The sequence below is a fragment of the Pseudoalteromonas sp. OFAV1 genome, assembly GCF_021532595.1.
In the GTDB taxonomy this organism is placed as follows: Bacteria; Pseudomonadota; Gammaproteobacteria; order Enterobacterales; family Alteromonadaceae; genus Pseudoalteromonas; species Pseudoalteromonas lipolytica_C.
In genome coordinates, this window is sequence record NZ_JAKGBG010000001.1 from 88488 (window position 1) to 98529 (window position 10042).

Below are 10042 nucleotides of genomic sequence, written 5' to 3' on the forward strand. Positions count from 1 at the left end.
TTAGTTATGCCAATGTTAACACTATCGTTTAGCTTGCGTCACGACATTGCTCGTCTATGAACTCTATTTCAATTGTTGTATGAGCAAAATCAAACTCTTTAAGCTCCTGTCGCAACTCTAGCTTGTACGATTTCAGCTCTTCGTTAGATATTTCAGTGTTTAAAACAATATGGGCGGTTAAAACGTTGTGTTCACCATCAAGTGACCAGATGTGTAAGTGATGTACTTCACCCACAATGGCTTTAGAAACTATTTTCGATTTAATATTTTCAATAAGATCAATATCTGGTGTCGCTTGCAAGAAGAGCATAAGTGTCGTTTTCAGTGTTCTTACAACATTAAATAAAATAAAAAGGGTAAACCCAATTGATAAAATAGGATCGAGTATGGGCCATTCAACAAACATCAATACGATTGATACAATAAATATAGCTATCCAACCTAAAACGTCTTCAAGCAAGTGCCAGTTTAAAACTCGTTCATTTAAGGTCTTTCCATGACTTAGCTTATAGGCAGCGTAACCGTTTACCACCATGCCAAAAATAGCTAATAAAAGCATTCCTTCGACTTGAGGCATTTCGGGGTTAGCTAATCTTGGTATGGCCTCAATTAGTATAAAAACAGAACCAACAGTTAATACCAAACCGTTAATCAATGCGCCAAGCAATGAAAAGCGCTTGTAACCATATGAAAACTGGCTAGAGGCAGGCTTGTTACTGAGCTTATTTAATCCCCATGCGGTGCCTATGGAGATGCTATCTCCTAAATCATGGATAGCATCTGCCATGATTGCCGTACTATTGGTTAACCAACCTCCGATAAATTCGATGATGGTAAACGTGAGGTTTAGAAAAAAAGCCCAGCCAATGCGTCTCGAAGCGTCCTCATCATTGTGAGGGTGATCATGACCGTGAGAGTGGTTATGCATGTTGAGCCTCGGCGGTTACATTTTTTCTTCTAAGCCTTTGTACATTCCAATTAATGATATGACGGATAAAGTTTTGGTACGCCCAACGTTTAATACCCGTTAGATTGGTTCCCTGCTCAGCATAGAATTCATCGGGTGAGTCATAAAAGCCAAAGTCGTCGTGTATGCCTTCTTTTTGAATATAAGTATCTTTACCAACCCAGTTCGTCTCTGGGTTACTTATGCAGGTAGTAGCTATTCCATAACCACAAAAATTATCTTTAGCTTGACTGAATTTGGATTGAATTGAACTTAGGTAAGCTTCGTCGAGAATGAAGCCTTCTAAATTGATCCACTTACCTTCATAGAGCACTTCTACCCAGCTATGGATAATGGATTTTGGGGCAAGCCAAAATACATAAGAAGGAATAGCGCCTTTCTGAAGCTGTTGGTCAATCGTGAAACCATGAAATCGGCACTGAATACCAAGCGCTCGGAATAGAGCCATTAACAAGTTTCCCTTGGTATTGCACTGTCCATAGCCATCCGCTAAAACTTCACTCGCAGATATATCATCGCTGCGGTTGTAACCAAACTGAATCTCATCTTTAACAAAGGTGTAAGCAGCTCCTATTGTGTTGTATTCATCCATTGTATTCCAATTCCGATCTGCTATTAGAGATTGGATGCTGTGATCATCTAAGTCTAATATTTGTGTTTTCTCTAAATAATTAGCACTCATTATCCATCTCCTTTAAGAACATGATTTTGATTTACTTCCACTACAGCTATTGTTTTCGCTTGTTAACTCTGCGTTGCTCAGCTCTTTCTTCGCATCAGTAATAATCAGGTAAGCCCCTCTTAAAATTAGGGTTGCAATCACACTACCAATCACAATGTCAGGCCAGCGAGAATCAAGTAGCATCACTAAAACACCAGCAGCAATGACCCCCAAGTTTGCGATCACATCGTTGGCTGAAAATATCCAGCTTGCACGCATATGGACTTCACCATTGCTTTGCATTCTGATTAAAACTAAACAAATGACGTTTGCTATTAATGCTACAAAACCAAAGCCGATCATGAACCAAGAGTGAGGCTCACCTTCTCCGAGTCTTCTTACTATGTCAAAGATTACCAGTATTCCGAGTGTCAGCTGAAAGTAACCGCTGATAAGGGCTGCATTGGCTTTATGCTTTAAAGATCGGCTCACGGCATATAGAGCAATACCATAGACAATTGCGTCAGCCAGCATATCCATTGAATCTGCTATCAAAGCCGTTGAGTTTGCATATAGGCCCACAGTAATCTCAACGCAGAACATAACCGCATTAATACCTAGCAACCAATACAGCACATGTTTTTGTTTCGCATCTTTTAGTTCGACTTCGCAACCACAACCACTCATTGCACGGCCTTAGTTATTTGCTTGATAACTTAACTATAAAGTCTATAGTGACTATAGAGTCAAGATTTAGGACTAAAGTTTTATGAAGATAGGTGAACTTTCAAAAACGACAGGGTGTTCGATACAAACAATTCGGTATTACGAGAAAGAAGGGTTGCTTTCAACTCCTGAACGTACTGAAGGGAATTACAGGTTATACGGTGAACGGGCTTTAAAAGAATTAGAGTTTATAAAGCATTGCCGAAGTTTGGATATCCCTCTAACAGATGTTAAACGCCTTATGGAACTGAAAAATAAGCCAGAAGAAAGCTGTGCAAGTGTTAATAAGCTCATTGCTCAACAATTGGCCTTAGTTAACAATCGAATGAGAGAACTCAAAGCACTAAAAGCTGAGCTTCAACAAATGGCAAGTTTGTGTACAACTGAAAACACCATTGAAGCGTGTGGAATAATTAAGTCACTTGATAGTTAGAATTGTCATTCATTTTCTATCCGTGTTGTGTACGAATAACTATATTTTATTACGTTCATGTACGAAATTTATTTAATGTACTTTCGTTCACTTGATTGTTAAGATGTACGAAAGTTACAGGTTTCGTACATATGAAAGTTGGTTTTGCAAGAGTCTCAACTAAAGAGCAAGATTTAAATATTCAACTGTCCAAGTTGGACGCTCATGGCTGTGAAAAAATATTTCAAGGAAAACAGTCAGGTGCTTCCATTAGAAATGAAGAAAAGCTAAAGGAACTCATCGATTTTATCAGGGAGGGTGATGAGGTAATTGTTACTCGCCTTGATCGGCTAGGCCGATCATTAAAGTCTATTCTTGAGGCTATTGAAAGTATCCACAAAAAGGGGGCTTGTTTAAATATTATCGACGGCTCTCTCAATACTAAAAATGATAATCCGTTTGCCACCGCCATGATCAACCTATGTGGAGTATTCGCTCAACTTGAGCGGGATCTTATAAAAGCCAGAACCGCAGAAGGTCGCGAAGAAGCGAAGGCTAAAGGCAAACATATGGGTAGGTTGCCTGCTTTATCAGACAAACAAGCGAAAGAATTATATAAAGATAAATTAAATGGTGAATCGATCTCTGCATTAGCGAAGAAATATTCTGTTAGCCGCCCGACGGTTCATCGAACTATTGAAAGAATGGAACAAAAAAATAATAAACAAAAGGAGATGTTATGTGGTCTGATAAAGAGTCAAAAATTGACTTCTTAAACTTTAATGAAACGGCTGAGTCGATTAAAGATCTTATCACTGAAAAGGAATTAATGCCTATTAGTATAGGTGTCTTTGGTGATTGGGGCGCTGGAAAATCCACGATTCTTGAACTTACCAAAGCATCTTTGGAAACTGATGAACAAGAATATATCCAAGTGCATTTCGATGCATGGACTTTCCAAGGATACGATGACGCTAAAGCAGCGCTATTAGAAACAATTGCATCTACTTTAGTAAAAAAAGCAGCAGACGATAAAAATCTAAGTGCAAAAGCAATAGAGTTTGCTGGACGAATAGATAAGATCAGACTGATGGGACTGCTAATGAATGGTGGTGCAGCATTAGCTGGTATACCGACTATGGGTGGTATACAGAAGATCATGGGACTATTCAGTGGTGGTGACGATGGTGAACTTGATGTTGATGATGTAAAAGGTGCTGTCGATGGCGCTAAGGATGTTGCGAAGAAAAACAAAGGTTTGATCAAAGATAAGAAATCATTCTCACCTCCTAAAGAAATTAAAGAATTCCGAAAAGCATATTCTGATCTGTTAAAGGAGTTTGATAAGCCACTTATTGTCTATGTCGATAATTTAGATCGCTGCTCTCCATTTAATGCCATTTCAACACTTGAGGCGATCAGATTATTTCTATTTTTACCAAATACCGCATTTGTCATTGCCGCCGATGAAGACATGATCCGTTTGGCAGTACCTGAATATCACAAAGGTGCATCTCAACGACATCAAACTGATTATTTAGACAAGCTTATTCAAATTCCTGTGCATGTACCAAGGCCCGGTGTTCTTGAGATAAGGGCATATTTAATGATGCTCACCGCTCAAGACCACGGAGTGACAGATGCTCAGTTAGAAGCGATAAGATGTGCCCTTGAAGAATCATTAAGGCTTTCTTGGAAACAACCACAAATTACCGTTGATGAGCTTCTTCAGGATCACGATATCGAAAAGCATTCAGGACTCAGAAGCAAATTTGTAGTTGCTGAACAGTTAGCTCCACTATTAGCTGAATCCACAAACATTAACGGTAACCCTCGCATAGTTAAGCGATTACTCAATCAAGTTAAGATGAGAAAGAAAACGGCTCACCGTCGAGGAATGCAGCTTGACGAGAAAACTATCACTAAGCTGGTAATTTTTGAGAGGTGCTTAGGCACTCAGGCTACTAACAAGCTTTATGAATTAATTGATAAGGAAAACGGATATCCAAAAGTTTTAGCGGATCTCGAAAATTCAGAAGTTGAATTTGATGAAATAAAGTTACCTGAAGAGTGGAAACTCGACCTAGCTTTTATTGATAAATGGTCAAAATTACCTCCAATGTTTACTGAGATGGATTTGACCCCAGCGGCATACCTTAGCCGAGAAAGCATTCCAATGGGTGCTGTTAATGCGGTAATGTCGGGAGCTGCTCAAAAACTTGTAGAAGAATTAATGAAGCAAAAGGTAAGGGTCAGTGGCGTTAACTCTACTGCGATTACCACAACTCCGAAGGAAGAGTACATGTCAGTCATGGATGGTTTGATTGAAAACTTTAAGTTGATTGGTGATTGGACCGAAAAACCAACAGGCATCTATGGAGCCGTGTTACTTGCCAAGCAGGATGATAAATGTTGCTTAAGTCTTCTTACATTCTTAAAAAGCTTGCCTCGTCAAAGGTGGCTCAATCCAATCTTAAAAGAACTAGAGGGAATTAAGTAATATGGGTACGTCCGCATCGTCTACAGGACCGAATAACAAGAGTCCGCTAATTCCATCTTGGGCAGAGCAAGGAGATCCCGTCACAATAGAGCCTGCATCAGGTACTGATGGGGATGATCAAACTGGTTCTGATAACAATCAATCTGATGATCAGAATGACCATACCAACGATATTGACAATGACAAGGTTCAACAAGAAATCGGTGGTTCGCCAACAGCAACGCCACCTCCAAATAGGTTTGCCAGCGCCAGAAGAGCATTTGGTAAATATGCACAAACAGGTGGCTCAACCTCAGATCTAAGGCGTTCATTAAAAAGTTACTCTAGAAAAGGCTCTGGCGGAGGTAAAAGCACAAGCCGGAGACTAGCAAGCGGTATAACGGCTGGTTCTGGATTGCTTGGTGTCATGCGTGGCGACACCGTAACGGTTAATAATCAAAGCTTATCATTAGGTGATCTAACTGGGTTATCGACTGACCAAGCAATTGACAAAATTGCTAGTCATTTGGCACCTGATAATGCCGATTCGGATGCTGTAAGAGTTGCGTTGGATTACGCACTAGAAGAAGCACTCCCCGATACAGAAGAATTTGACCCAAACAGTTTTACTGACGAAGTTATTCAAGAAGCCATAGGCTGTTATTTAACAGATCTTATTTTTCAGGATGTGGTTGAAGGCATGGGCAGAGCTTGGTTTCATGTTGAGCCTGCAAGTAAGCATCATCAAATGGAAGTAGAATTAAGGGAATTAATAAAAGTGATCACACAAGAGCAGTTAGACAAAGTAACTAATGGCAACCCTAGTACTATTAGCAAGGAAAATATTACTAAAATTCAAGCTGATGCAATTGCAATGACAGTGGATGAATGGGAGAGTTTTGATGACTAATTTTTATTTTAACCATGACCCAGCTAACTTGCCTGATTTTTCTGAAGACTGTCATCCTGTCCAAATGTTTCACACGCATCAAAATGACATCACTAAGCACAGCTTGGTGTCAAAACAACTACTACAAACAGTTCGTGATTTAGGATTGCATGTAGATGCTGATGCAATAGATCTGATAACAATTGCAACCGCCGTTACCGCCGCTGATACATTTGAATTGAGGGATAATGCAGAAAATGCATGGGCTAGAAAAATGCATTTACATGTTCCTGTTACCGATGAGGATATGTGGAATACTGTTGAGCCTGAACTAAGTTCTTTGCTCAACTTTCTAACGGGCGATCAATGGCAGTTTACTTTTGAAAAAACAACTATGCCGATGCCGACTCCTAAAACAAGTGAGCAAGCGAAAGCAAAAGCAAAATCATTAATTGGACTCAACTCAGTCTGCCTTTTTTCAGGAGGTCTTGACAGCGCAGTTGGTGCAATTGACATTTTAAACGGAGAGTCAGCCTTAAAACCGCTTTTGGTTAGTCACGCTTATCGTGGTGATGGCGCAAAACAGGAAGATATTAAGCATTTATTATCCCCGCCATTCGGCGAATTGTCCTATTCAATGTCTCCTCATATTATCAAGCATTTAGAAGGTAAAACTGACATTAGCATGAGGGGAAGAAGCTTCAACTTCCTAGCTATGGCGGTACTTGGTATATCAGCCTTAAGAAATGCTAATTGCGATAGCAGTATTGAAACTATTGTCGTCCCTGAGAATGGCTATATTTCTATAAATCCACCGCTTACCAGAAGACGGATTGGTAGCCATAGTACTAGAACTACTCATCCTAATTTTCTAAGCAGGCTTGAATCTTTGCTTAGAGACACTGGGTTTCATGTCAAATTTGTAAACCCCTATCAATTCAAAACTAAAGGTGAAATGTTAGCGGAATGTGTTGATCAAGACGCAATTAGAAAAGCAGTTCCTCTGAGTGTTTCTTGTAGTCATTGGCACAGAGAGCATAAACAGTGTGGGCATTGTGTACCTTGCCTTATTCGAAGAGCGTCAGTTTTTCATGCTGGTTTTACACAAGATGCGCCATACAAGACAAAGCGGTTGAGAGGTCTTATTAAAGAAAAAGATACTCGCGATGATCTCCAAGCGGTTCAAACTGCCATTATCCGGTTGAAACAGACTGACAATTATCGTTCTTGGCTTCGAAAGTCAGGACCAATACCACAAGATAAAGATATACGAGAAAAACTAGAATCAACTATTAAGCGAGGATTAGCAGAGGTTGAATTATTTCTCCAAGCGGATAAATCATCATGATGGATCTTCATTGCCATGTTGATTTATATCCAGATCATAAAGAGGTATTGAACGACATAAAAAGCAGTAATTATTACGTGCTATCAGTAACTACGGTGCCTTCAGCTTTTGAAGGTACTGTTCAGTTAACAAGTGGCATAAAACACTGTAAAACGGCTTTGGGGCTTCACCCTCAACTTGCTCATTTAAGGAAAAATGAACTACCTCTATTCGATAAGCTAGTTGATAGAACTAGATATATTGGAGAAATTGGGCTGGATGGCTCAAAAGGTTATGCTGATTACTTTGATGATCAATTAGAGGTTTTCACGCATATTTTGAAAAAATGTGAAGACTTTGATAACAAAATACTAACTATCCATAGTCTTAATGCGACAGGTGAAGTACTTGAACAACTTAAGTTATACCCCAATGCTGGTACTTCTATTCTTCATTGGTTTTTAGGTACTAAGAAGCAAGTTCTAGAAGCCGTCGAGCTAGGCTGTTTCTTTTCTATTGGGCCAGCCATGCTTACTTCAGCCAGAGCTAAAAAAGTAATATCGTGGATACCTCAAGATAGGATTTTACTCGAAACTGATGGCCCTTTCGCCAAAGTGGCGGGGAATATTCTGTTTCCTTCAAGTGTTGGCACTGTTACTGAATATCTGGCTGAAATTTGGTGTAAAAATAAGGCTTCGATAATTGAGCAACTGTCAGCAAACCTTAGGTGTTTAACATCAGTCAAGTAACTAATTATACGTCACGTAATCTTATAACAATTTTATTCAGGTTTAATCGATTTGTTTGAAGTATTTGTATTAGCTATAGCACTCAGTATGGACGTGTTTGCAGTATCCATAGGCTTAGGTTCTAAAAAAGTAGCAAATGCTGAAAAACTCTTTATTAAAGCCGTTGCTTATTTTGGATTTTTCCAAGGCTTTATACCTCTTTTAGGCTATTACAGCGGTAAAGGATGATCATCTTGGATTGAAGATTATGCACCTTGGATAGCTTTTATTTTGCTATTATTTATCGGTGGCAAAAATGATTTATGAGTCCCAATCTGAAGGAATTGAAGAAGATATTGCTAATGTTACTCATCGTGTGCTATTTGTTCTTGCTATTGCCGCCAGTATTGATGCAATGGCGGCAGGTTATGCAATCACATTGCTTGAGGTAGACATAGCCGTAGCTTGCTTGATAATAGGCGTCACGACGTTTGCCTTTAGCTAGATTGGTGTGAATATCGGCGAAAGAAGTGGCGTATGGCTGGAGTCTAAAGCTGAACTATTTGGTGGTTTAGTGTTAATCGCAATCGCATTTAAGATATTACTTGGTTGGCACAGAACCACCGAATACTAGGCTACTTACCTGAGCAACATGCATTGCCTTCTTGAATAGGAGGACACTTAACTGTTCCATAAGAGCAGTAAACGCAACAATCACCTTTGAACGGTTTAAGTAGTGCTTTACAGCTTTCGCATTCGTAATACCATTGGCAAGCGTTTGTAGGCATGGTTTCAACTTTGCTAAATCCACATTCAGGGCAAGTTATCTTAGATTTTAATTCTATACCTTGCATACTGGTTCCTTAATGGGCTTAACAATATCTAAAATAGACATTACGACCATCCAAATGATCCCAAAGTAAAATAAGTAAGTGCTCCAGTCGTATTGCCATAAAGGATAAAGGGTCAGCAATACTGCAATTGGGCCAATGACACTTAAAATGCCTCTTAATGACTCTCGATGTTGATACCAATTATAGAAATTAACTAACAACGCTAGTGAAGCAAATAATGGCAATAAGGTGTTCACCGCTATCCCTTCAAAATGTGAAAGAAAACCTAACCCAAGCGCAGATGCCAATGAGCCGAGCGCAGGAAAACATGCTGTGCAACTAAGGGCGGCTAGCCAAACGCCACCAGAACCTACTTTATCTAGAATTTTATTGATCATAACTATCTACCTCAATTTTTAAGGTAGTATAAACTCCGTACATAAGTACGGGGTCAATAGCTATTTAAGTGAATTTATTACCGGGCAGGATTGAGGGTCTTGATTGGCCTTGCAAGAATCTGTCATATCTTGAATTACTTTCTCTAACCGCTGTAAATCAGCAATTTTATTACGGATGAGATTAAGTTTTTGCAATCCCATCGATTCTATATCAGCGCAACTGCTACTTAGTGACATCAGTGATTCAATTTCTTTCAGCGTAAACCCTAATGCTTTAGCTTTCAGAATAAATTTGAGTTGATTAGCGTGTGTCTCGTCATACTTTCGATAACCTGATTCGGGTTTTGGAGGCTGCTCTATTAAACCTTGGCGCTCATAAAAGCGGATCGTTTCAACATTGATATCTAAATCTTTTGCCAGTTTTCCAATGGTTCTCATAAACATACTCTTTAGAAGCAGAGACATCATTATACAATTAATGCGGATTGCCTAAACTCAATTTTATTGCATGAACGGGGTCGCTAAGCGTCCGCTTTGTAGAATTAAGTTCACATATCCAGATCACTCTGACCGTCTCTTGTTCGCTCTTGCTGCCTGTCAGGTGAAGTCTAAACCTAATCAA

Annotated in this window: 12 protein-coding genes and 1 pseudogene; 7 read left to right on the forward strand and 6 right to left on the reverse strand. The window is 39.4% G+C overall.

Annotated elements, in window-relative coordinates:
* Positions 1-28: 28 nt before the first annotated feature.
* The 3 genes from L1267_RS00415 to L1267_RS00425 are packed head-to-tail and all read right to left on the reverse strand — an operon-like array spanning position 29 to position 2315.
* Positions 29-928 carry a cation diffusion facilitator family transporter gene (locus L1267_RS00415; RefSeq protein ID WP_016708232.1) on the reverse strand — a complete coding sequence of 300 codons (900 nt, stop codon included), beginning with the start codon at positions 926-928 and terminating at the stop codon, positions 29-31.
* The gene (locus L1267_RS00420; RefSeq protein WP_016708231.1) at positions 921-1649 is read right to left on the reverse strand and encodes a transglutaminase-like domain-containing protein; all 729 of its coding nucleotides are present in this window, start codon (positions 1647-1649) and stop codon (positions 921-923) included. Before L1267_RS00420 ends, L1267_RS00415 begins: the two co-directional genes overlap by 8 nt.
* Before the next feature lie 12 nt (positions 1650-1661).
* Positions 1662-2315 (reverse strand): cation transporter, encoded by a 654-nt coding sequence (locus tag L1267_RS00425; protein ID WP_016708230.1) that lies wholly within the window; start codon positions 2313-2315, stop codon positions 1662-1664.
* Between the two features lie 82 nt (positions 2316-2397).
* Between L1267_RS00425 and cadR the strand changes: the two genes are divergently transcribed.
* From cadR to L1267_RS00460, 7 genes and pseudogenes are all read left to right on the forward strand, one after another.
* Positions 2398-2787 (forward strand): Cd(II)/Pb(II)-responsive transcriptional regulator, encoded by a 390-nt coding sequence (gene cadR / locus L1267_RS00430; protein WP_016708229.1) that lies wholly within the window; start codon positions 2398-2400, stop codon positions 2785-2787.
* A 131-nt stretch (positions 2788-2918) separates the two neighbouring features.
* Positions 2919-3542: a recombinase family protein gene (locus L1267_RS00435; RefSeq protein ID WP_016708228.1), complete on the forward strand. Its 624-nt coding sequence runs from the start codon at positions 2919-2921 to the stop codon at positions 3540-3542.
* Complete coding sequence (locus L1267_RS00440; RefSeq protein WP_016708227.1) at positions 3506-5266, forward strand: KAP family P-loop NTPase fold protein; 1761 nt, start codon at positions 3506-3508, stop codon at positions 5264-5266. Before L1267_RS00435 ends, L1267_RS00440 begins: the two co-directional genes overlap by 37 nt.
* A 1-nt stretch (position 5267) precedes the next feature.
* Positions 5268-6155, forward strand: a complete 888-nt coding sequence (locus L1267_RS00445) for a hypothetical protein (protein WP_016708226.1) — start codon at positions 5268-5270, stop codon at positions 6153-6155.
* Positions 6148-7482, forward strand: coding sequence for a Qat anti-phage system QueC-like protein QatC (gene qatC, locus L1267_RS00450; protein WP_016708225.1), 1335 nt, complete (start codon positions 6148-6150; stop codon positions 7480-7482). The genes L1267_RS00445 and qatC overlap by 8 nt, the downstream gene beginning before the upstream one ends.
* Positions 7479-8210 (forward strand): Qat anti-phage system TatD family nuclease QatD, encoded by a 732-nt coding sequence (gene qatD / locus L1267_RS00455; RefSeq protein ID WP_016708224.1) that lies wholly within the window; start codon positions 7479-7481, stop codon positions 8208-8210. Before qatC ends, qatD begins: the two co-directional genes overlap by 4 nt.
* A gap of 51 nt (positions 8211-8261) precedes the next feature.
* A pseudogene (locus L1267_RS00460) lies at positions 8262-8823 on the forward strand (manganese efflux pump MntP).
* A 1-nt stretch (position 8824) separates the two neighbouring features.
* Here the strand turns inward: L1267_RS00460 and L1267_RS00465 are convergent.
* Genes L1267_RS00465 through L1267_RS00475 form a run of 3 tightly spaced genes read right to left on the reverse strand, consistent with a single transcriptional unit; the run spans position 8825 to position 9858 of the window.
* The gene (locus tag L1267_RS00465; RefSeq protein WP_062566147.1) at positions 8825-9043 is read right to left on the reverse strand and encodes a GDCCVxC domain-containing (seleno)protein; all 219 of its coding nucleotides are present in this window, start codon (positions 9041-9043) and stop codon (positions 8825-8827) included.
* Positions 9031-9420 (reverse strand): organomercurial transporter MerC, encoded by a 390-nt coding sequence (gene merC / locus L1267_RS00470; protein WP_016708222.1) that lies wholly within the window; start codon positions 9418-9420, stop codon positions 9031-9033. Before merC ends, L1267_RS00465 begins: the two co-directional genes overlap by 13 nt.
* Positions 9421-9480: 60 nt before the next feature.
* Entirely contained in the window at positions 9481-9858 is a 378-nt protein-coding gene (locus L1267_RS00475) for a MerR family transcriptional regulator (RefSeq protein WP_016708221.1), read from the reverse strand.
* Between the last annotated feature and the right edge of the window lie 184 nt (positions 9859-10042).

Excerpts from the sequence above, each read along its gene's own strand:
- qatC (WP_016708225.1), top strand. The coding sequence starts at position 6,148 with ATGACTAATTTTTATTTTAACCATGACCCAGCTAACTTGCCTGATTTT.
- L1267_RS00440 (WP_016708227.1), top strand. The coding sequence starts at position 3,506 with ATGTGGTCTGATAAAGAGTCAAAAATTGACTTCTTAAACTTTAATGAA.
- qatD (WP_016708224.1), top strand. The coding sequence starts at position 7,479 with ATGATGGATCTTCATTGCCATGTTGATTTATATCCAGATCATAAAGAG.
- merC (WP_016708222.1), bottom strand. The coding sequence starts at position 9,420 with ATGATCAATAAAATTCTAGATAAAGTAGGTTCTGGTGGCGTTTGGCTA.
- L1267_RS00445 (WP_016708226.1), top strand. The coding sequence starts at position 5,268 with ATGGGTACGTCCGCATCGTCTACAGGACCGAATAACAAGAGTCCGCTA.
- cadR (WP_016708229.1), top strand. The coding sequence starts at position 2,398 with ATGAAGATAGGTGAACTTTCAAAAACGACAGGGTGTTCGATACAAACA.
- L1267_RS00420 (WP_016708231.1), bottom strand. The coding sequence starts at position 1,649 with ATGAGTGCTAATTATTTAGAGAAAACACAAATATTAGACTTAGATGAT.
- L1267_RS00435 (WP_016708228.1), top strand. The coding sequence starts at position 2,919 with ATGAAAGTTGGTTTTGCAAGAGTCTCAACTAAAGAGCAAGATTTAAAT.
- L1267_RS00475 (WP_016708221.1), bottom strand. The coding sequence starts at position 9,858 with ATGAGAACCATTGGAAAACTGGCAAAAGATTTAGATATCAATGTTGAA.
- L1267_RS00415 (WP_016708232.1), bottom strand. The coding sequence starts at position 928 with ATGCATAACCACTCTCACGGTCATGATCACCCTCACAATGATGAGGAC.
- L1267_RS00425 (WP_016708230.1), bottom strand. The coding sequence starts at position 2,315 with ATGAGTGGTTGTGGTTGCGAAGTCGAACTAAAAGATGCGAAACAAAAA.
- L1267_RS00465 (WP_062566147.1), bottom strand. The coding sequence starts at position 9,043 with ATGCAAGGTATAGAATTAAAATCTAAGATAACTTGCCCTGAATGTGGA.